We start from the raw sequence: 22,660 nt of genomic DNA, 5'->3' as shown, positions 1-22,660 counted from the left end.
AATATGATTCCTTTCCTTGATCTAAAAAAAATTAACTTACGTCATGAAAAAGAGATATTAGATTGTGTTCATAAAGTTATGCACTCCGGGTGGTATATTCTGGGCGAGGAAGTCAAGGCGTTTGAGGAAGAATTTGCCCATTATTGCGGGACCAGATTTGCTCTGGGAGTAGCGAACGGACTAGATGCCTTGGAGTTAATTATGAGAGCCTACAATATTGGTCCTGGTGATGAAGTAATTGTGCCATCTAATACTTATATTGCATCAATATTATCTATATCTGCCAATGGGGCAAAACCGGTGTTAGTGGAGCCTAACTTACTGACCTATAATTTGGATCCGGATAAAATAGAAGTGAGTATCACTCCTAACACTAAGGCTATTCTGGTGGTTCATCTTTATGGACAAGCATGTAATATGGAGCCTATTAAAAACATTGCAGAAAAATATGATTTGAAGATAATTGAAGATTGTGCCCAAGCTCACGGTGCTGTTTATGCTGAACGGAGAGTCGGGAATTTAGGAAATGCTGCAGCTTTTAGTTTTTATCCCGGAAAAAATCTGGGAGCCTTGGGTGATGCTGGAGCTATTACGACAAATGATGAAAACTTGTATAGAAATCTGCATGCTTTAAGGAACTATGGATCACAAAAGAAATACGAGAATCTCTTTAAAGGATACAATAGCAGATTAGATGAATTTCAAGCTCCAATATTGAGCTTGAAATTAAAATATCTGGATCAGGATAATGAGTATAGAAGAATGATAGCAACTTATTATTTGAATAATATAAAAAATGAGCATATTGTACTACCAAGTGTCGAAGAAGAGCCATTCTCACATGTTTGGCATGTTTTCGTAATCAGAACTTCGTCAAGAAATCATTTCATTAATTATATGACTGATAATGGAATACAGACTATGATTCATTATCCGATTCCCCCTCATAAGCAGGAAGCATATAAAGAATGGAATGAACTTGTTTTTCCTATTTCGGAAAAAATTCATTCGGAGATTCTGAGCCTCCCAATAAGTCCAGTGATGGATATGGTTGATGTGAAAAGAATTGTGGAGGTAGTAAATGAGTATAAACCGGATTAAATTATCGATTGTTGTACCTGTGTATTATAACGAATTGAATATTCCGCATACTGTTCCAAGATTGCAAAACTTAGAGAATATTATCCCTGATTGTGATTTTGAGTTTGTTTTTGTAGATGATGGTTCCAAGGATAATTCATTTTCGTTGTTGCTTGAAGCCAAACGGCAGGATCCGCGGATTAAAGTCATTAAGTTAAGCCGTAATTTTGGTTCAATGTCTGCTATACAAGCGGGTTTGAAATTTACTACTGGCGATTGTGTAGGTATTATTGCAGCTGATTTACAAGACCCTCCGGAAATGTTTAAGGGAATGATTGAACACTGGAAATCGGGTAAAAAGGTTGTTCTTGCTACACGAGAAGACAGGGAGGAGTCCCTTTCCCAAAAAATGTTCTCTAATACTTATTATTATTTGCTGGAGAGGTTTGCTCTCAAGGGCTACCCTAAGGGCGGATTTGACTTTTTATTAATAGATAGACAAGTTGTTAATGAAGTTATCGATATCCAGGAGAAAAACACTAACATAATGAGTCTTATATATTGGCTCGGCCATGACCAAGTGCAAATCCCATATGTACGACAGGAAAGAAAACTGGGCAAATCCCGGTGGACGCTTTCTAAAAAAATAAAGCTTTTTATTGATTCTTTTGTAAGCTTCTCATACTCTCCAATTCGGTTTATGTCATTAATAGGTGTCATAACAGCAATTATAAGCTTTTTATATGGTGTTTTTGTAATAATTGGAACCTTATCCGGGTTTATTGAACTTCAAGGCTGGACGACAATTATTGCTTTAATTACTTTTTTATTGGGAATCATTATGATTATGCTGGGTATTATAGGTGAATATCTGTGGAGGATTTTAGATGAAAGCAGAGAGCGGCCATCCTACGTTGTTGACCAAACTTTTGAGTAAAGAATTCCTGAAATTTGTGATAAGCGGGGGGATCAATACGCTTACCACTTATCTAATGTATTTACTTTTGCTAGCATTTTTTGATTATTCTCTGTCGTATACACTTTCTTATGTTTCAGGAATATTTCTTTCCTATTACCTAAATACTGTGTTTGTATTTAAGGAAAAAGTAGCACTGGGGAAATTCCTTAAATTCCCTATTGTTTATCTTGTTCAGTATTTAGTGAATATCATGATGTTGTATGTTCTAGTGGAACATTTACATTTATCTACCGGAATTGTACCTTTAATTGTTATTGTAATAACAATTCCAATAACCTATGTACTTTCGAGGCTTATTATTAAAAGCAAATAAATAATGGTAGTTAGGTATTCTGAATATAATAAACAAAGTGGACGAATATTATTCCCCTGAGATTAATCAAGGCATATATTATGGGATCAAAGCAATAATCACTTCTTGAAAAGGTGGTCTAACAATGAAACTCCTCGTAACCGGCGGAGCCGGCTTTATCGGCAGCAACTTTGTAATATACATGCTGCAGCAGCACCCGGATTATCAGATTGTTAATGTGGATGCGTTGACGTATGCAGGAAACCTGGAAAACCTGAAATCTGTTGAGGGTAATCCGAACTACACTTTTGTCAAAGCAGACATTACGGATGTTGCGGCGATGGATGCGCTGATTAGCCAGGGGGTTGATGTTGTAGTCAACTTTGCGGCGGAATCACATGTAGACCGGAGTATTTTAGAGCCGGATGTGTTTGTGAAGACGAATGTGCTGGGCACGCAGGTGCTGCTGGACGCAGCGAAGAAATACAGTGTAACGAAGTTCGTACAGGTGTCTACGGATGAAGTGTACGGAACACTGGGCGCTACGGGTCTGTTTACTGAGGAAACTCCGCTTACCCCGAATAGCCCGTATTCAGCAAGTAAAGCCGGCGGAGATTTGCTGGTGCGTGCTTACCATGAGACCTTCGGGCTGCCGGTTAACATCACCCGCTGCTCCAATAACTATGGTCCTTACCAGTTCCCGGAGAAGCTGATTCCGCTGATGATCTCCCGTGCGCTGAATGATGGAGCACTGCCGATTTACGGAGATGGGCTTAATATCCGTGACTGGCTGTATGTTGAGGATCACTGCAGTGCGATTGACCTTGTTATCCATAATGGTGTCATCGGCGAGGTTTACAACATCGGCGGCAACAATGAGCGGACGAACATGCACATTGTGAAGACAATTCTTGAGGAGCTGGGCAAGCCGGAATCCTTGATTACTTACGTGCAGGACCGTCCGGGCCATGACCGCCGTTATGGTATTGACCCGGCCAAGATTACGAATGAACTGGGCTGGAAGCCGAAGCACACCTTTGAAACGGGTATTAAAGAAACGATCCAGTGGTACCTGGACAACAAGGAATGGTGGACCCGCATCCAGTCGGGAGAATACCAGAAATATGCCGCGCTTCAGTACGGCAGCCGTCTGGGGGATTCCCTGTAATGTCTACACTGAAGGTGCTTGTCACCGGATCTGCGGGACAGCTGGGCCAGGATCTTGTACTGCTGCTGCAAAATCAGGGCCATGAGGTACTGGGCTGCGACCGCCAGGAGATGGATATCACGAATCTGGAGCAGTGTGTGGAAGTAATCAGCGGGTTCGGCCCGGATGCTGTCATTCACTGTGCTGCCCACACGGCAGTAGATGCGGCTGAGACCGATATTGATGCAGCTTATCTGATCAATGTCACCGGCAGCCGGAATGTGGCACTTGCCGCAGAACGGACTGGGGCGAAACTGGTGTATATCAGTACGGATTATGTTTTTGACGGAATGGGCAGCAAGCCTTATCACGAATACGACAATACCGATCCGCAGAGCATCTATGGTAAATCTAAGCGTGCAGGGGAGATACTGGTTCAATCCCTTTCGTCCAAGTTTTTTATTGTCCGTACCTCCTGGGTGTATGGCAAATACGGCAATAACTTTGTAAAAACGATGTTGAAGCTTGGACAGGAGAAACCTCTGCTGCAGGTTGTAGACGACCAAAAGGGCTCCCCGACCTACACAGTGGATTTGGCCCGGTTCCTGCTGGAACTGATTCAGACGGAGAAGTATGGCGTTTACCACGCATCTAACTCTGAAGCTTGTACATGGTATGAGTTTACCCAAGCGATCTTCGCTGAGGCGGAAGAGATCCTCGGTCTGAAGTTCACAGCTAAGCTTGAGCCTTGCGGAACTGAGCAATTTCCCCGTCCGGCACCGCGTCCGCGTTACTCTGTGATGGAGCACCTGTCCATCCGGACGAACGGATTCGGGGACATCCGGCCATGGCGCGAAGGACTTAAGGATTTTTTACTGGAGCTAAAAGAGTAGCTGCAGTTGTCCTATTAAGAAATTTGCAGTAACAAACAGTGTAATGTACCTTTTCTATAATTTCTGTAAAAACCTCCCTAACCGGCCACTGCCTATCAGGGAGGTTTTTGTGTTATAATAATTGTCGATAGATTACTATATTTGTCAGGAGCGTAGTGAAGTGAATGTAGATGTAAGTATTTTAATTCTCAATTACAACACCTGCCGCCTGACGATGGACTGTATCAGGTCGGTGTATGAGTCGGATACGAACTTTTCCTATGAGATTATTTTGATAGATAACAACTCGCATGATGATTCCGTTGCGAAGATCAGCGCAGAATTTCCGGATGTAACGCTGATTGCAAATAGAGAGAATGTCGGCTTTGCCCGCGGTAATAACCAGGGGATGGAGGTCGCCTCCGGACGTTACGTGCTGCTGCTGAATTCCGATACGGTGATCCGCCGGGACACGCTGGAGACAATGATTGCTTTTATGGATACCCGCCCGGATCTTGGGGCTTCGGGCTGCAAGGTGATTCTGCCGGATGGCTCGCTGGATAAGGCCTGCAAGAGAGGGTTCCCGACACCTGCGGCGTCTTTTTACTATGCGTTTGGCTTTAGCAGGCTGTTCCCGGACAACCCGAGATTTAACGGATACCAGCTGGGATACCTGGACCCGGATAAGGCGTATCCTGTGGACTGCCTTGTCGGGGCTTTTATGCTGGTCCGGCGTGAAACGATTGATAGAGTAGGCGGACTGGATGAGGAATTCTTTATGTATGGTGAGGATCTGGACTGGTGCTACCGGATTAAGGAAGCCGGCTGGGGCATTTATTATCATCCGCAGACGAGCATCATTCATCTGAAGGGCGGCAGCGCGCGGCGCAGGCCGTTCAAGATTGTATATGAGTTTCATAGAGCGATGATCTTATTTCACCGCAAGCATTATAGCAGGCAGTACAACAGTATAATTAATGGAACGGTATATGCCGGTGTTGCCGTTAAGTTTATGCTGTCCCTTGCAGTCAATGCCCTGAGAGCACCCCGTCCGGTGTCAACTCCGGCACAGAGTCTTACAGCTTCCGCTGAAGCGGGACCACAGATTGAATCGAAGGCCGAGGTGAGATTATGATCCGCCGTAATCAGAAGTTTTTGACCCAGCTCTATATGGTTGCTGACTTTCTTGTGATCCAGCTGTCCTTTCTGGCTGCCTGGTGGCTGAAGTTCCGCAGCGGCTGGCTGGAGTCCTATAATACGCTCCCGGTCGAGTCTTACGCATATTGGAGCATTATGTACGGGGCAATAGCAGTGCTGATTGGGATTGTGCTCTCACTCTATCTGCCGAAGCGCAAGAAGCGTTTTGTAGATGAATTTCTGAAGATTTTCCAGGTGCACATTATGGCCATCTTTATCCTGCTCGGCGTAATGTTCTTCCTGAAGGAAATAGACGTTTCCCGCCAGTATCTGGCTATTTACATGGGCTTTAATATTTTGTCCATTATGCTGTACCGCTATGTATTGAAGACGATGCTGAAATCCCTGCGTGAAAAAGGCTACAACCGCCAGTTCGTACTAATTATCGGGGCAGGTTCTCTGGGTAAGAGATTCTACAATAACCTGGTCCAGTACCCTGAGCTGGGCTATGAAACGATCGGATTTCTGGATGACTTCCATAAGTGGGACGGAATTGAGGAGCAGCGTTACAAGCCCATTCTGGGAACAGTCGATGAGCTGTCCGGGATCCTGGAAATGCTGCCGGTGGATGAAGTCATTCTGGCGCTGCCGCTGGATGCCCACTCCAAATATCCTGCCATTATTGCGGCCTGCGAAAAAGCCGGTATGCGGACGCTGATCATCCCCGACTTCTTTGATTACCTGCCTGCGCGACCGTACTTCGATAATTTTGCCGGAATGCCGATGATTAACGTTCGCGATATTCCGCTGGATATGGCCGGCAATAAGCTGGCGAAGCGGTTGTTTGATATTGTGTTTTCCCTGTTCGCCATCCTTATGCTGTCGCCGGTCATGCTTATTGTGGCACTGGGTGTGCGGCTCACTTCAAGGGGGCCGGTCATCTTTAAGCAGGAGCGTGTAGGGCTGAACCGCCGCAATTTTATGATGTATAAGTTCCGGTCTATGAAAATGCAGACGGATACCGGGGTAGATACAGGCTGGAGTACAAAGGATGATCCCCGGCGTACACGGTTTGGCACCTTTATCCGCAGAACGAGTCTGGATGAGCTGCCGCAGTTTTTTAATGTGCTGTTTGGCCAGATGAGTGTCGTGGGACCCCGGCCGGAGCGCCCGTATTATGTGGAGCAGTTCCGCGGCGAGGTGCCGAAATATATGGTTAAGCATCATGTGCGTCCCGGGATAACAGGCTGGGCACAGAGCAACGGGCTGCGCGGCGACACCTCAATTGAGGACCGGATCAAGCATGACATTTTTTACATCGAGAACTGGTCGCTGCTGTTCGATATCCGCATTATTTTCAGAACTATCCGTAACGGCTTCAAAAATGCCTATTAATTTTATACCAATCCTTTAAAAACGGTTGACTTCCTTGTTATAAGGCTCCAGCCGTTTTTGTTTTTTCTACTCCAACCTTTGTAAAGGAATTCCTCTATTATGGATAAAAGAAAGCTAAATGCAACGATCATCATGGCTGCCGCACTTACCCTGTTACTTGTAATCACCCTATGGCCGCAGACAAAAGAGCCTGCTGCCGGTTTTACCGCACATAAGGTTATAGCCCATGCGATGGGCGGGATTAACAATCATACGTATACGAATACGCTCGATGCTTTTGTTGCCAACTATGAGCAGGGTACACGCGTGTTTGAGACTGATTTGCTGCTTACTACAGACGATAAGCTGGTCGCCCGCCATGAATGGACCGGGAATATGAGCCGGCTGCTTGGTCAGCTGGACGTGCTGCCTGCTGCAAGGCAGGGTGCTGTACTCAGCTACGGGGAAGTGATGGACAGCCCGATTCTAACGCTGTATTCCCCGCTTGATATTGATAGAATTATGGAGCTGATGACGGCCTACCCCGATGCCTATATTGTGACAGATACCAAAGAGCTCGAGCCGGAGCTCGTAACCAGACAGTTTGAACACATCGTGGAGGCGGCTAAACGCAAGGACCCTGCACTCCTATCGCGGATTGTTCCGCAGATTTACAGCCGTGACATGCTGGAGGTTGTCAATAGGGTGTATGCCTTCCCGGAAGTCATTTTCACGTTATATCAGTCACACGACAGCGACGAGCAGGTCATAGCGTTTGCCCGGGAGACCGGTGTGGAGATCACAATGCCGGTAACCAGAGCAACCAAGGGCTTTGTTCAAAAGCTAAAGCAGGCCGGAGCCCGCGTCTATGTGCACACCGTTAACGACGAGGAAGAAATTACGAAGCTGTCCCGGATGGGCGTAGATGGCTTTTATACGGATTTTGTCTCTGAGGAGGACCTGGGACGGATGCGGGGCGTGCGCTAATAAACCGCTGCTGTAAAAAGGTGGCCGTTCTGTCCGGATTTTTTCTAATTCAGCTTGGTGAACAGGCGGTTATATACTATAATAAAAAAGCGAAAAAACGTTCGTATTTTTGAAGGGTAAGGATGGACGACGGATGAATGAATTGCGGCAATTAATACAGCCGTGGCGGCATGTATTTAAGCTGGACCCGGACCGTGAACTCGGGGATAACGAGCTGGATGAAATCTGCCGTTCCGGAACGGATGCTATTCTGGTAGGAGGCTCCACCGGTGTCACTTACGAGAACACTACAGGACTGCTTTCCAGGCTGCGCCGCTATGAGCTCCCCTGTGCGCTTGAGGTTTCTGAGCTTGAGGCTGCTGTTCCGGGCTTTGACTTGTACATGATTCCTATGGTGCTGAACACGTCGCATACGGACTGGATTCTCGGCCATCACCGTAAGGCGATAGAGCGGTTTGGCAGTCTGATTCCATGGGAAGCGCTGCTGACAGAAGGGTACATTGTTTTAAATGAGAACTCCTCAGTAGCCCGTCTTACCGGCGCCGATACCGGATTAAGCGGCCGTGCAGCCGCTGCGTATGCGGAGATTGCGGACAAGCTGATGCGTCTGCCGGTCGTTTATCTTGAATACAGCGGGACGTTTGGCAGCATGGAGGTTGTCCGGGAAGTGAGAGAGTCGGTAGAGCACAGCCAGCTGTTTTATGGCGGCGGCATTACCGGCGAGGCGGAGGCGGAACAGGCTGCAGCGCTATGTGATACTGTCGTTGTGGGAAATATTATATACCGTGATGTGCAGCAGGCGCTGCTTACTATACAGGCGGTTAAGAGAACTCCGAAGCTTGTACTGGAGTAGCACTGATTACTTAAGCTTATATTGGAAAGGAGCATGTCACACATGCAACTTATTAACATACAGGATGCCGTAAGCCGGCTGAATCCTCCGCAGCGTAAGGCTGTAGAAACGACGGAAGGGCCTCTTTTGATAATGGCCGGAGCGGGCAGCGGCAAGACCCGTGTGCTTACCCACCGGATTGCCTGGCTGATTGCGAACCGTATGGCACCGCCTTGGGCGATTCTGGCGATTACCTTTACGAATAAGGCAGCCCGTGAGATGCAGGAGCGTGTCTCCAAGCTGGTCGGGGATGAAGGACGGGATATCTGGGTATCCACCTTCCACTCCATGTGCGTGCGGATTCTGCGCAAGGATATTGAACGGATCGGCTTCACCTCGAATTTCTCCATTCTTGATTCTTCCGACCAGCTGTCTGTTATCCGCAACTGCATGAAGGATTTGAACATTGATACCAAGAAGTTTGAGCCAAAAGCGGTGCAGGCGGTAATCAGTACGGCGAAGAATGAACTGGTAACACCGGCGCAGTATGAGCAGAAGATCGGCGATTATTTTGAAGGCCTTGTGGCAAAAGTATATGCCAAGTACCAGCAGCGGCTCAGAAGCAACAACTCGCTGGATTTCGATGACCTCATTATGAAGACGATTCAGCTGTTCCAGGATGTTCCTGAGGTGCTGGATTTCTATCAGAAGAAATTCAAGTACATTCATGTCGATGAGTATCAGGATACGAACCGGGCACAGTACATGCTCTGCCGGATGCTGGCTGAGGGCCATCACCGGATTTGCGTAGTCGGCGACAGTGACCAGTCCATTTACCGCTGGCGCGGAGCGGATATTTCGAACATTCTGAATTTTGAAGAGGACTATCCGGAAGCGACAACCATTCTGCTGGAGCAGAACTACCGCTCGACCTCGAACATTCTGAATGCGGCCAACGGCGTTATCGCCCTGAATACAGGCCGTAAACCGAAGAAGCTGTGGACGGATTCGGATGAGGGCGCCAAGATCAAGGTGTTCCGCGGTGATTCCGAGCATGATGAGGGGTACTTCGTCACCGGAGAGATCAGCAAGAACGTTAAGCAGGGGCAGGCTTATCAGAATCATGCCATCCTGTACCGTACCAATGCGCAGTCCCGTGTAATAGAAGAAATTTTGATTAAATCGGATATTCCGTACCAGATTGTCGGCGGGATTAAGTTCTATGACCGTAAAGAAATTAAAGATATTCTTGCTTACCTGCGTCTCTTGTCCAATCCGGATGATGACATCAGTCTGGCGCGGATCATTAATGTGCCTAAGCGCGGCCTGGGGGATACTACGATCGGCAAGCTGGCTGTAGCAGCGGCTGAGCGGGGAATCTCGATTTTCCGGGTGCTGCAGACGGTGGATGATCTTGGCTTTGCCGGCCGGACGCGCAATGCGCTGGTTGAATTCTATGACATGATCGAAGCGCTGCACCGCATGGTGGAATTCCTGTCCGTAACCGAGCTTACCGAGAAGATATTGGAGCTGTCCCAGTACCGGCTGGAGCTGCAAAATGAGAATACGCTGGAGTCCCGTGCCCGGCTGGAGAACATTGACGAGTTCCTGTCCGTAACGATGGAGTTTGAAAAGAATAATGAAGACAAGTCGCTGGTCTCCTTCCTGACCGATCTGGCGCTGATCGCGGATATTGACAGCATGAACAACGACGAAGAGGACCGCAGCGATGCGGTTGTGCTGATGACGATGCACAGTGCCAAGGGTCTGGAATTCCCGACGGTATTCATCATCGGCATGGAGGAGGGCGTGTTCCCGCACAGCCGTGCGTTCCAGGACAATGATGAGCTGGAAGAGGAGCGCCGGCTGGCGTATGTAGGCATTACGCGCGCAGAGAAGCAGCTGTTCCTCAGCTGTGCAAGAATGCGCACGCTGTTCGGGCGGACGACGGCCAACCCGCCGTCCCGCTTCCTGGAGGAGATTCCGGAGGAGCTGAAGGAAGACACCGTCCGTGAATCGGACCGCTTCCGGCGCGGCGGCGCGGAGGTAGGCGGTGCCTATGGCGGCCGCGGCTTCGGCGGCGGCAGCCGGGGGAACTTCGGCGGCCGTGCCACAGGCGGCGCCGGCACCTCGCCGGCTGGCGGGCAAAGCGCCAGCCTGGGCGGCAGTACCGCGTCCGCTGTCCCGGGGGCAGGACGCGTGAGCGTGACGACCGGCAGCGGCGCGCAGCGCGCTACGGGAGGGGCTGCGGCGCCGGCCGGCGAGTTCAAGGCCGGCGACAAGGTGGCCCACGGCAAATGGGGCACCGGCACCATTGTGTCCGTGAAGGGCACCGGCAACGATACGGAGCTGCAGATTGCTTTTCCGGCGCCGGTTGGCGTGAAGCGGCTGCTGGCCGGGTTTGCACCGATTACCAAAGTCGAGTAAACGGCAGGGGTTACCGCAGGTGATTTTTGAAAATAAAGAGATATAGAAGTGTCGTTCTCTTGCTAGATACAATCCTTATAACGGAGGGATATGCCCGGATGGACGTTATGCATACCATGGAAGAGCTTGTTGCTGAGCTGAATAAATACAATTATCACTATTACACCCTGGATGCCCCGTTAGTCAGCGACAAGGAGTATGATGTGCTTTACGACAAGCTTGTTCAGCTTGAGGCAGAGAGCGGGCTTGTGCTTCCCGATTCCCCGACTCAGCGGGTTGGAGGCGAATTGCTGAAGGGCTTCACCCCGCACCGGCACCTTGCTCCCCTCTGGAGCCTGGATAAGGCGCAGAATATCGAGCAGCTGCGGAGCTGGAATGCCCGTGTGCTGAAGCTGGTGAATGACTACAACACCAAGAATCCGGATAACCCGCTGCCTGAGCCCTGCTATGCGGTGGAGCTGAAATTCGACGGATTGACGCTTAATCTGACTTATCAGGACGGCAGGCTGGTCCAGGCTGCGACCCGGGGTAACGGGGTAACGGGTGAAGGTATCCTTGCCCAGGTCAAGACGATCAAGTCTGTGCCGCTCACCATTCCGTTTAAGGAAGGACTGATTGAAGTCCAGGGTGAGGGAATTATGAATCTGTCCGTACTGGCTGATTACAATACCCGTGCAGCCGAGCCTCTGAAGAATGCGCGCAACGGGGCTGCGGGTGCCCTGCGCAACCTGAATCCGAAGACGACGGCTGAACGCAGGCTGAACTCTTTCTTTTATAACGTAGGTTATGCGCAAGGGGTGCAGTTCGCCGATCATCAGCAGATGATGGATTTCCTGCGGACCAACCAGTTTAAGGTGAATCCTTATCTTACCTATTACGATAAATTTGATGATGTGACCGAGCAACTGGCGGAGATTGAGGAGAAGCGTGCCGGATTGGATTATCTGATTGACGGTGCGGTTATCAAGGTCACCGACTTCCGCATCCGCGAAACGCTGGGCTACACCGATAAGTTCCCGCGCTGGGCAGTAGCCTACAAGTTCGAGGCGGAAGAAACAACGACCATTCTGGAATCGGTGAGCTGGAACGTAGGGCGTACAGGCAAAGTGACGCCTCTGGCGCGGGTAGAAGCAGTGGAGCTTGCCGGTGTTACCGTGCAGAACTGCACACTTAATAACGTTGGCGACATCGAACGCAAAAATCTGAAGCATGCGCTGGGGACCCGCGTCTTCATCCGCCGCTCCAATGATGTCATTCCCGAGATCCTCGGCAAGGTAACGGAGGAGAGTGACGGCGGGGAGATTATTTTCCCGGACAACTGCCCTTCCTGCGGCTTCCCGCTGGAAATGCGCGGTGCGCATCTGTTCTGCAACAACAAGCTGGACTGCAAGCCGCAGATTGTCAGCCGGATTACTCATTTCGCTTCCCGGGATGCGATGGATATCGAGACCTTCAGCGAAAAGACCGCCGGCCAGCTGCATGAAGAGCTGAATGTGCGTGAGCCTGCGGACTTGTATGAGCTGACCTTTGAGCAGCTGGTCAAGCTGGACCGCTTCGGTGAGAAGAAGGCTGCCAATCTGCTTAAAGCACTGGAGGAGAGCAAGGCGCGCGATCTCGCTTCCTTCCTGTATGCGCTCGGCATTCCGAACACAGGCAAGGCAACCACCCGGATGCTGGCCGAGCATTACCGCAGCCTGGAGGCTGTTATGAACGCAACTGCAGAAGAGCTGTCCGGTCTGCCGGATATCGGGGGAATCGTGGCGGAGAGCATCGTGAGCTTCTTCGCGGATCCTTTTGTAGTGGTCAGCATTAACCGTATGCTGGAGCTGGGTGTGCAGGCCAAAGCGCCGGAAGCGCCGCTCCAGGTCAGTACCGATTCCTTCTTCAGCGGCAAAACGGTTGTCCTGACCGGCTCCCTGCAGAAGCTTACCCGCGAGGCGGCGGCGGAGCGCCTGGAGGCACTGGGGGCCAAGGTGTCGGGCAGCGTCTCCAAGAAGACAGATCTGGTCATAGCCGGGGAAAAAGCCGGCAGCAAGCTGGCCAAAGCCCAGCAGCTCGGCATTCAGGTCATCGAGGATGAAGATGAGCTTATCCGGCTACTGGAGCTGTAAGCGGCTCTAAACCAATTGCATAACAGCGGAACTGTAGAGTCCTGTAATCTCACTGCGCAGCAGCGAAGATGCAGGGCTCTTTTTCATATCCATTCAACTGGCTGCTTATTGCATTAAGAAATATATGAACAACTGATAATTTAATACAACCAATTACTTATTTTGACATATGGTTAACTTTTCCAAGCTAATCTAGAGGAAGAATCACCATAAGGAGGAAGAGGTAAACAATGAACAAGCTGATGAAGGGCATTATCTTTGGGGGACTGGCAGCAGCTGTGGTTTCAGGGGCAACACTCGCCGGAGCGGCGCAGGGTACAACAAATGCAGGGGGGACGGCAAAAGCCCAGTCCAAAAACCTGATTGTGCTGATTGGCGACGGTATGGGCCCGGCCCAGATTTCGGCGGCAAGATATTTTCAGCAATACACCAAGGGTGTCAATCATCTGAATATCGATCCTTATTACGTAGGACAGGCTACTACATATGCAGACCGCGGTGAAGACGGCGGGAAGATTGTATCCGGTATCGTTACGGACTCTGCTTCAGCAGGTACTGCCTTTGCTACAGGACACAAAACCTACAATGCAGGCATTAGCGTGTCTAACGAGGACGTATCCAAGCCATTCGCTTCTATTATTGAGGCTGCCGAGAGTACCGGCAAAGCAACAGGACTCGTGACCACGGCCCGTATCACCCATGCCACACCAGCTGTTTACGCATCCCATGTGCGCAGCCGTGATAATGAAGCAGCCATTGCCTCGCAGTATCTGGAGAGCGGTGTAGATGTGCTGATGGGCGGCGGGAAGCAGTTTTTTGTAACGAAGGAAGAGAAGGGCAAACGGACGGATAAGAGCCTCCTCCCTGACTTCAAGGCCAAGGGCTATACTGTGGTTGAAAATGCGTCTGCCCTAAATGCGCTCACCTCCAAAAATACCAAGGTGCTCGGCCTGTTCGGCAGCTCCCATGTTGCCTATGTTCCGGACCGGACGGCAGAGACGCCGAGTCTTGCCGCCATGACCTCCAAGGCGCTGAATATCCTATCCGCTGATAAGGACGGCTTTGTTATGATGATTGAGGGCGGACGCATAGACCATGCTGGTCATGCTAACGATCTGCCGACGCTTGTTCAGGAGGCGCTTGATTTCGACGCTGCATTTAAGACAGCCATTGATTTTGCGAAGAAAAACGGCAACACCTCCGTCGTAGTCACAGCGGACCATGAAACAGGCGGCCTGTCCCTCTCGCGCGATAACATTTATGAGATCAATATTGATCTGTGGAACAAGCAGAAGCATTCCTCCGAAAGCCTGGCGGCAGACCTTGAAGCGGCACAGACACCGGAAGAGATCCGCAGCATCGTAACGGCCAACACCTGGATCACAGATCTTAGCGATGAAGAGGTTACCCAGATTATGAACGGGGACGGGTCCTCATATAAACGTGAAGGTGCGTATAATGCGGTTATATCCAAACGGCTGCTCGTCGGCTGGTCCGGTCACGGGCACTCGGCGGTTGATGTCGGAGTCTGGGCATACGGGCCGATTGCGGACAAGGTAAAGGGACAGGTGGATAACACGCAGATTGCTACGGCAGGGGCGGGTATTCTGGGGCTGGATCTCAACAAGCGTTCTGCTGAGCTGCAGTCCAAATATCTTTATCCGAAGTTTAAAATCAGCCGCGACAACGAGGTGCTCTACCCGGCCGAAGCATTGGCGAAGGCGCTTGGCGGTACGTACAAAGGGGATGCTTCTGCCGCGAAGCTGACGCTGAAGAACAATACCATTGATGTCAGCCTGACAGGTAAAACAGCCAAGCTGAACAATAAGGCGGCTGCTTACACAGTAGATGTGGATAATGGCGTGCTATACCTCCCGCTCACTGCATTCAATCAGCTTACAGGCACAACCCTGAAGTGGGATGCCCTGTCCGAACGGCTTATCCTGAGATAGGAGTGAGGTTAGGTGCTTCAGATCCGGGATGTAAAAAAACAGTTCAAGGTTGACGGAAGACAAGTACCGATTCTGGATATTCCTGAGTGGAAGGTTGAAAAAGGAGAGCGTGTAGCGATTACCGGGCCCAGCGGGTCCGGTAAAAGCACGCTTTTACATCTGGTCAGCGGAATCCTCCGGGCGGACAGCGGCAGCATTGTAGTGGACGGCCAGCCGCTTCACGAGCTGGCAGAGGCCAAACGTGATGCCTTTCGCGCTTCCCGCATCGGTTATGTGCTGCAGGACTTTCATCTGATTCCGTCCCTGACGGCCCGGCAGAATATCGAGATTGCGATGACAGCAAGGCTTACAGCCAGGGAACGTAAACGGGTTGTGGACGGCTGGCTGGAGCAGGTGGGACTCGCCGGCCGCAGCCAGCACCGGCCTTCCCAGCTGTCGCGCGGCCAGCAGCAGCGGATAGCGATTGTCCGGGCGCTGGTGAATCAGCCTCCGCTTCTGCTCGCGGATGAGCCTACAGGCAGCCTGGACTGGGAGACCGCGGATGAAATCTCTGCTCTTTTGCTTGATCTTAGTATTACTCATGGTCACACGCTCATCGTTGTTACTCATGACCTGAATATGGCAGGACGTTTTCCGCATTGTCTGAATATTCAGGATGTAAATACAGTCCGCCGGGAAGTTATGCCGTTGCAGCGTCACAGCCGCGGGATCAGGGAGGGGGCAACAGTATGAGCCTGTTCCGGCTAACATTGCGTAATGTGCTGCACCGGCGTTTTTTGTCTCTGCTTACGGTCTGCGCGGTTGCGGTTACCGTTGCTTTTATTGTACTGCTTACCCTTTCGCGGGAGAGTGTAGAGCAGGGCGCCAAAAAAGGCTACGGCCCCTTTGACCTCGTCCTCGGAGCAGCGGGCAGTGAGACCCAGCTGGTGCTAAATACTTTTTATCATATTGGTGCCCCGACCGGGAACATTCCGCTCGCTGTACTGGATCAGGCCAGGCAGGACCAGTCTGTTGCTGAAGCCTATGCGATGACTACAGGGGATAACTATAAGGGGTTTCCGATAGTCGGGCTGGAGTCAGGTTACTTCTATACAAGGTATGGGGACACCAGGCTGCAGGAAGGCTCCATGTATGCCCATACGGGTGAGACCATTGTTGGGTCGTATGTGGCTAAATCACTGGGACTGAAGATAGGGGATACCTTTTCAGGTGCGCACGGGCTTGTACAGGAGGAAGCACACGGGGAAGAACATGTTGAAGAGCAGGATGATGAGGATGGGGAAGATCACGCCCACGGAAGCTTCCGGTACACCGTAACCGGTATCCTTCCTGAGCTTCATACCCCGGATGACCGTGCCGTATTTACAACCGTGGACTATGCCTGGGCCGTGCACGGGCTTGCGCCTGAGGACAGGGAGATTACCGCAGTATTGGTCAAGCCGGCAAGTCTGCTCGGAGCCCACGATTTGAGGCAGGAGCTGGATGGCTCTAATGGAGTTCAGGCGGCTTACACAAGCAAGGCTGTATCCGATGTATTGAACGCAGTAGATCAGGGCTCCAGGCTGCTCAGTATGCTGACGGCAATATGTGTGCTGCTGGCCGGGATATCGATTTTGCTATCGCTGATTGCCGCGGCCGGTGAACGTACCAAGGATGTCGGACTATTGCGTCTTCTGGGTAAGTCCAGGGCATATGTGTGGCTGACGCTGACCTGTGAAGGCCTGCTGGTTACGGCAACCGGGCTGATCGCCGGTCTGCTGCTCGGTCATCTGGGTGCGTTTCTGCTGAAGGATGCGCTGTTCGCTCAGGCAGGAATTCAGATTCAGCCGTATCACTGGACACAGGAGCACTGGCTGATTGCTATAGGCGCAATTACTATTGGTCTGCTGTCCTCGCTCGGCCCGGCATTCCGGATGTACCGGATGCATCCGCTCGCTCTGTTCAAATCCTAGGAGGTACACCACTTGAGACGATTATCCAAAAAGCGGCTTTCAGCGCTTGCAGCACTGCTGGGTATGCTGCTGCTGCAGGCCTGCGGCCAAAATTCGGCGGCTGAAGGTCGGGGGGAAGCCTTTGCTGCGGTGGCGGAAGCTCAGGTTGAAACGGGCTTGCTGGGAGACGCACAAGCGACTCCGGTTGCGCAGGCGCCGGCTGAAACGACGCAAGCTTCAACTGCACAGCCGGCCTTGGCTACGGCCCTGCCGGCTGTTAGCAGTACCCCGGCCGGCGGTAAGTCCGCCGGAGGGGACGTCCGGCCGCAGGGGGCGGTAAACCCGGCCGCAGAATCAACCGGTCCCGCAGCAGACCGGCAGAGCGGCAAGCCTGGAGCGATAGCGACGGATGCCACTGCCCCCGGAACACCGAAGCCGGCAGCTACGCCTTCTTCGGCTGCAGCTGTTACGCAAAGGCCAGCCGGACAGACAGGAACTTCTGTTGCAGGCAAGGCTGCTATATCGCCGACGCCAGGCCCTGGTCAGCAGGCTGTTAGTCCCGCTGCACTTCCGGCAGCAAGCCCTGCCCAGTCAGCGGCAGCTGTTATACCCGCTCACGACGGGTTTACCTCCATTGACTGGAACGGCTTTTTCGATGGCAGCGACCAGACCCGGCCCTCAGAGCATTTCTGGGACCTTAGCGGCAGCACAGTGAAAATAAAAGGCTTCATGGGCGAGGTTCTCTCCTTTGAGAAGAACTGGTTTCTGCTTATTCCCGAGCCGGGGGCGGAGTGCCCTTTTGATAACGGGGATGAAACCTACTGGAACAAGATCATGATTGTTTTTGTTCCGGGAGGCGATAAGCTTCGTTATACTTCCGGCCCCCTGGAGATCACAGGGCGCCTGGATGTAGGCATCAAGATTGACGAGTCAGGCTACAAAACAATGTTCCGGCTGTATGATGCTTCCTTTAAGAGTCTTTGAGACGATAAAAATGCCTCTGCTTTCCATAAGGGGAGCAGAGGCATTTGATGTCCAGCCTATGAACCCTGCATCATACCCGCTTGGCACCCGGCAGCCAGGCGTCTTTATCGTATCCGCGCTGCTCCCAGTATCCGACGTGATCTTCGGCAATCAACTCGATCCGGTTAAGCCATTTTACTGCTTTGTAGGCATACATCTGGGGAGTGACCAGACGTACAGGGCCTCCAAGCTGATTCGGAATCGGTATGCCGTCATGCATTACAGCGACCATGACATCTTCCATGCGGGCCTGGGGGAGAGTCAGGGAGTCGGTGTAGACACCGTCGCCGGAATACAGCTTAACCATTACCGCCTCCTGCTTCACACCTGCCATATCCAGCAGCTTGTAAAGCGGGAGGCCTTCCCATGTGTTTTTATAAACGGACCAGCCGGTTACGCAGTGAAAATCACTGACCTGCACCTCGCGCTGAAGCTTAACGAACTCTTCCCAAGTCCAGGTGAACGGCTTATCTACCAGCCCGTCGATCGTAAACGACCAGTTCGAGTTATCGAATGCCGGAATATCCGTTACCGTATATACCCGGAAGCTGCCCTCCGCACCCCCGCCGATTGGCGGAGAAGAATCTGCCAGCGGTACGGGATCGGGAATAAGGGCGTTAGCGTTATTGGCGGCATAATTTGCAGTGCCGGGTATCTGAAGAGACTTGCCAACCCACCGTATAAAGGTCGGGCCAACGGTTACTGCAAGCCCGGCTCCGACAGCCAGCTTAATGAAGCCGCGCCGCGTGTATACAGGCTGAGGAGAACTGCCGGCTGCGGGGCGCTCTAAGTCTGCGGAAGCACCTGTACCTTCAGTAGCCCCTGTACCGGCAATGACTGAACGTTTTTTTGGCTCCTTAAGCCACTTCACGCGGGTAACGGAGTGATAGATAATGACAGGAAGTCCGATCCAGGTGAGCAGGTCATGAATGAAGAGTGCCGCATTGGCTGCTCTTGGTCCGGCAAGCCGGAACTGCCAGAGTACAACTCCTGATAAAAGCCAGCCGATAAGCAGAACCAGCACGAAGATGACATTTGCCTTCTGGGCGGGCTTCCCGTTCAGCCTCTTCCAGTGCCTGGCAGCAAGCAACAGATAATAAATAACCGGGATTAGCAGGAGCAGCCCGAAGGCAATATGCGCCCATTTGAGCCATACCCTTCCCTCGCCCAGTATTTCGCGCCAAAAGCCGCCAACCAGCAACAACCCGCTCACAGCCAGAAACAGTACAAGCCAGGCATTCCAGCGGTGAATGGAGACGAGCTTCTTACCATAGCCTTGCCGGATGCCTGCCAAAATCTTTTTCAATTGCTATCCCTCCCTCAGCCTCCGGCCATTACCGGTTATTTCAAGTTTGAATTAATTGTACCGCAAAAAAGTGACGTTGAATAATTTACCGTACGGTTACAGAAATATCAGTTTTTACATACTGAAAAAGCCCATCCTGCTCCAGGCTGGAGATGGATGGACCTGATAAACTAACGCAGCTATTGAAAGAGAATAACTATTCAGCCGACCACTTCTCCAGCTGCCTGTCACCTGGAAGCAGGAGAGCGAGCAGTCCGAGCAGCGGAAGAAAGCCGCAGGCTACAAATACCGAGGTGATGTCAAAATGGTCAATCAGTCTGCCGATGATTAAGGAACCGATTCCGCCCAGGCCAAAAGCAAGACCGGTAATCAGGCCGGACACTGTGCCGATATTACCCGGGAACAGCATCTGTGCATACACAACGGTCACCGAGAAGCTGGAGAGCAGCACAAACCCGGAGATAATAAGCAGGACGGCAGCCCAAAATTGGCTCACAAACGGAAGGGCCAGGGCAAGCGGTACTGTACCTAGCATAGAAACCAGAATAAGATTCCGCCGTCCGAAGCGGTCGGCAAGCGGTCCGCCAAAGAAGGTGCCTACAGCTCCGGCCGCCAGATACATAAAAATGTAGATCTGCGCGTTCTCAAGCTTCATGCCATAATGGTCCATTAAATAGAAGGCATAATATCCGCCGATAGAGGCTCCGTACCAGGAGCGGACAAATACGATAAAGACCAGAATAACAGCAGCTGTAACAATCGCTTTGCGCTGTGCTGGATCAATTACGCCGCCTGAAGACTTTTTGCGGAATGTATAACCGGCATTTAGCATGCCGCTGTACCACTTGGCTACATACGTCTGGACGGCGATACCAGCTGCGGCGAAAACAGTGAATCCAAGTGCCCCAATCTGTCCGAAGGGAATGAATACCCAGTTGATCAGCAAAGGGCCTAAGGACTGGCCGGCATTGCCGCCGACTTGAAAAATAGACTGGGACAAGCCCTTGCGCTGCCCTGCCGCCATGTGAGCGACACGCATTCCTTCGGGATGAAAGGCGGCTGACCCGAATCCGACGAGTATAACCGAGAAGATAACCAGCGCATAGCTGTCAGCAAAGGCTAACAGAAGCACTCCGGCAAAGGTGCAGCACATGCCAAGCGGGAGAAGAATAGGCCGGGGCTTGCGGTCAGCGGCGAACCCGATTACCGGCTGAATCAGTGACGAGGTCATATTCAGGGCGAACGCAAGCCAGCCGATCTGGGTAAAGGACAGCAGCAGGTTATCCCTGAGTGTAGGGAACATCGCCGGAATCAGTGCCTGAATAGAATCATTGAATAGATGGACAAAGCTGACCGCGAGTAGAATCCTGTAGATCGTAGCCTGCTGCTGATCGCGTTGTACAGGGGTCTTGAGAGCAGGTGCAGGACTATCCTGCGAGACATTAGTGTTCATTGATACTCCTTTCCAATCTAAATAAATACAGTCCATATGTTAAAAAACCTCAACAGCTTCTATTGTAGCTACTGATGAGCATCCAGGGAATAATTTATTGTCCGGGAGTTGTCTGAGTTAAGCAGAAAATTGATTTTCAAAAAAAGCTTGCAATGATACGATCGGCATGATATATTATCTCTTGTGCTTATGAGACATCAACGCCGAGTAAACGGGCTGAGAAAAAAATAAGTTGACAAGAAACATTGAAAAATGATACAATCTAATTCCGGTCGTGAAACGAAATGTTGAAACGATGGAGCAAGTTCTTTGAAAACTGAACAAATGGAACGCGTTAAATTTTTACAAGATTCATTTAATGAATCGTCAGTTTCAAAATGAGCAATCGCTCTTTTCGATAGTTTTCGGATGGTTATTTCCTCGGAGTAATTCGGGTGAAGTAATCGCTCGGAAAAACCTTATTGGAGAGTTTGATCCTGGCTCAGGACGAACGCTGGCGGCGTGCCTAATACATGCAAGTCGAGCGGAGCTTATCCTTCGGGGTGAGCTTAGCGGCGGACGGGTGAGTAACACGTAGGCAACCTGCCCCTTAGCCTGGGATAACTACCGGAAACGGTAGCTAATACCGGATAATTTCTTTTTTCTCATGAAGGGAGAATGAAAGGCGGAGCAATCTGTCATTAAGGGATGGGCCTGCGGCGCATTAGCTAGTTGGTGGGGTAACGGCTCACCAAGGCGACGATGCGTAGCCGACCTGAGAGGGTGAACGGCCACACTGGGACTGAGACACGGCCCAGACTCCTACGGGAGGCAGCAGTAGGGAATCTTCCGCAATGGGCGAAAGCCTGACGGAGCAACGCCGCGTGAGTGATGAAGGTTTTCGGATCGTAAAGCTCTGTTGCCAGGGAAGAACGTCCGGTAGAGTAACTGCTACCGGAGTGACGGTACCTGAGAAGAAAGCCCCGGCTAACTACGTGCCAGCAGCCGCGGTAATACGTAGGGGGCAAGCGTTGTCCGGAATTATTGGGCGTAAAGCGCGCGCAGGCGGCTATTTAAGTCTGGTGTTTAAACCTTGGGCTCAACCTGAGGTCGCACTGGAAACTGGGTGGCTTGAGTACAGAAGAGGAAAGTGGAATTCCACGTGTAGCGGTGAAATGCGTAGAGATGTGGAGGAACACCAGTGGCGAAGGCGACTTTCTGGGCTGTAACTGACGCTGAGGCGCGAAAGCGTGGGGAGCAAACAGGATTAGATACCCTGGTAGTCCACGCCGTAAACGATGAGTGCTAGGTGTTAGGGGTTTCGATACCCTTGGTGCCGAAGTTAACACAGTAAGCACTCCGCCTGGGGAGTACGGTCGCAAGACTGAAACTCAAAGGAATTGACGGGGACCCGCACAAGCAGTGGAGTATGTGGTTTAATTCGAAGCAACGCGAAGAACCTTACCAGGTCTTGACATCCCGATGAAAGCATTAGAGATAGTGCCCCTCTTCGGAGCATTGGAGACAGGTGGTGCATGGTTGTCGTCAGCTCGTGTCGTGAGATGTTGGGTTAAGTCCCGCAACGAGCGCAACCCTTGACTTTAGTTGCCAGCAGGTTAAGCTGGGCACTCTAGAGTGACTGCCGGTGACAAACCGGAGGAAGGTGGGGATGACGTCAAATCATCATGCCCCTTATGACCTGGGCTACACACGTACTACAATGGCCAGTACAACGGGAAGCGAAGCCGCGAGGTGGAGCCAATCCCAGCAAAGCTGGT

At 51.2% G+C, this 22,660-nt stretch carries 17 protein-coding genes and 1 rRNA gene (1 of these 18 cut by a window edge); 16 read left to right on the top strand and 2 right to left on the bottom strand.

Annotated features, from left to right (window positions below; genetic code table 11):
• Positions 1-3 precede the first annotated feature (3 nt).
• The 15 genes from R70723_RS28755 (at position 4) to R70723_RS28685 (ending at position 18,105) form a co-directional block, all read left to right on the top strand.
• On the top strand, positions 4-1,101 hold the full coding sequence (locus R70723_RS28755) for a DegT/DnrJ/EryC1/StrS family aminotransferase (RefSeq protein ID WP_039877453.1): 1,098 nt from the start codon (positions 4-6) through the stop codon (positions 1,099-1,101).
• Complete coding sequence (locus tag R70723_RS28750) at positions 1,082-2,017, top strand: glycosyltransferase family 2 protein (RefSeq protein ID WP_039877452.1); 936 nt, start codon at positions 1,082-1,084, stop codon at positions 2,015-2,017. The genes R70723_RS28755 and R70723_RS28750 overlap by 20 nt, the downstream gene beginning before the upstream one ends.
• Entirely contained in the window at positions 1,968-2,372 is a 405-nt protein-coding gene (locus tag R70723_RS28745) for a GtrA family protein (protein ID WP_039877451.1), read from the top strand. The genes R70723_RS28750 and R70723_RS28745 overlap by 50 nt, the downstream gene beginning before the upstream one ends.
• 124 nt (positions 2,373-2,496) lie before the next feature.
• Positions 2,497-3,519, top strand: coding sequence for a dTDP-glucose 4,6-dehydratase (rfbB, locus tag R70723_RS28740; protein WP_039877450.1), 1,023 nt, complete (start codon positions 2,497-2,499; stop codon positions 3,517-3,519).
• 8 nt (positions 3,520-3,527) lie between these two features.
• Complete coding sequence (gene rfbD / locus R70723_RS28735; protein ID WP_039879396.1) at positions 3,528-4,391, top strand: dTDP-4-dehydrorhamnose reductase; 864 nt, start codon at positions 3,528-3,530, stop codon at positions 4,389-4,391.
• A 160-nt stretch (positions 4,392-4,551) separates the two neighbouring features.
• Entirely contained in the window at positions 4,552-5,505 is a 954-nt protein-coding gene (locus tag R70723_RS28730) for a glycosyltransferase family 2 protein (RefSeq protein ID WP_039877449.1), read from the top strand.
• Positions 5,502-6,902 carry an undecaprenyl-phosphate glucose phosphotransferase gene (locus R70723_RS28725; RefSeq protein ID WP_039877448.1) on the top strand — a complete coding sequence of 467 codons (1,401 nt, stop codon included), beginning with the start codon at positions 5,502-5,504 and terminating at the stop codon, positions 6,900-6,902. The genes R70723_RS28730 and R70723_RS28725 overlap by 4 nt, the downstream gene beginning before the upstream one ends.
• Positions 6,903-7,001: 99 nt before the next feature.
• Complete coding sequence (locus R70723_RS28720; protein WP_039877447.1) at positions 7,002-7,868, top strand: phosphatidylinositol-specific phospholipase C/glycerophosphodiester phosphodiesterase family protein; 867 nt, start codon at positions 7,002-7,004, stop codon at positions 7,866-7,868.
• A gap of 133 nt (positions 7,869-8,001) precedes the next feature.
• Positions 8,002-8,721, top strand: coding sequence for a heptaprenylglyceryl phosphate synthase (locus R70723_RS28715; protein ID WP_039877446.1), 720 nt, complete (start codon positions 8,002-8,004; stop codon positions 8,719-8,721).
• A 42-nt stretch (positions 8,722-8,763) separates the two neighbouring features.
• A complete protein-coding gene (gene pcrA, locus R70723_RS28710; protein ID WP_039877444.1) occupies positions 8,764-11,127 on the top strand; it encodes a DNA helicase PcrA in 2,364 nt (787 codons plus the stop codon).
• Positions 11,128-11,225: 98 nt separating this feature from the next.
• The gene (gene ligA / locus R70723_RS28705) at positions 11,226-13,238 is read left to right on the top strand and encodes an NAD-dependent DNA ligase LigA (RefSeq protein WP_039877443.1); all 2,013 of its coding nucleotides are present in this window, start codon (positions 11,226-11,228) and stop codon (positions 13,236-13,238) included.
• Positions 13,239-13,468: 230 nt separating this feature from the next.
• Positions 13,469-15,190, top strand: coding sequence for an alkaline phosphatase (locus tag R70723_RS28700; RefSeq protein WP_039877442.1), 1,722 nt, complete (start codon positions 13,469-13,471; stop codon positions 15,188-15,190).
• A 12-nt stretch (positions 15,191-15,202) separates the two neighbouring features.
• Positions 15,203-15,922 carry an ABC transporter ATP-binding protein gene (locus R70723_RS28695; RefSeq protein WP_047171258.1) on the top strand — a complete coding sequence of 240 codons (720 nt, stop codon included), beginning with the start codon at positions 15,203-15,205 and terminating at the stop codon, positions 15,920-15,922.
• Positions 15,919-17,142, top strand: a complete 1,224-nt coding sequence (locus tag R70723_RS28690; protein WP_039877440.1) for an ABC transporter permease — start codon at positions 15,919-15,921, stop codon at positions 17,140-17,142. The genes R70723_RS28695 and R70723_RS28690 overlap by 4 nt, the downstream gene beginning before the upstream one ends.
• Positions 17,143-17,154: 12 nt before the next feature.
• A complete protein-coding gene (locus R70723_RS28685) occupies positions 17,155-18,105 on the top strand; it encodes a hypothetical protein (RefSeq protein WP_231574793.1) in 951 nt (316 codons plus the stop codon).
• Positions 18,106-18,175: 70 nt separating this feature from the next.
• Here R70723_RS28685 and R70723_RS28680 read toward each other — a convergent pair whose 3' ends face one another.
• Both R70723_RS28680 and R70723_RS28675 read right to left on the bottom strand, forming a co-directional pair.
• Positions 18,176-19,450, bottom strand: a complete 1,275-nt coding sequence (locus tag R70723_RS28680; protein ID WP_039877439.1) for a molybdopterin-dependent oxidoreductase — start codon at positions 19,448-19,450, stop codon at positions 18,176-18,178.
• 196 nt (positions 19,451-19,646) lie between these two features.
• Entirely contained in the window at positions 19,647-20,903 is a 1,257-nt protein-coding gene (locus R70723_RS28675; RefSeq protein WP_039877437.1) for an MFS transporter, read from the bottom strand.
• A gap of 458 nt (positions 20,904-21,361) precedes the next feature.
• On the opposite strand from R70723_RS28675, the gene R70723_RS28670 reads away from it, so the two are divergent.
• Positions 21,362-22,660, top strand: a 16S ribosomal RNA gene (locus tag R70723_RS28670); it runs 249 nt beyond the window's last position.

This window comes from Paenibacillus sp. FSL R7-0273, from assembly GCF_000758625.1.
GTDB lineage: Bacteria > Bacillota > Bacilli > Paenibacillales > Paenibacillaceae > Paenibacillus_AQ.
Note: the sequence above shows the minus strand (reverse complement) of the source record. Positions and strands in the feature narration are given on the sequence as shown.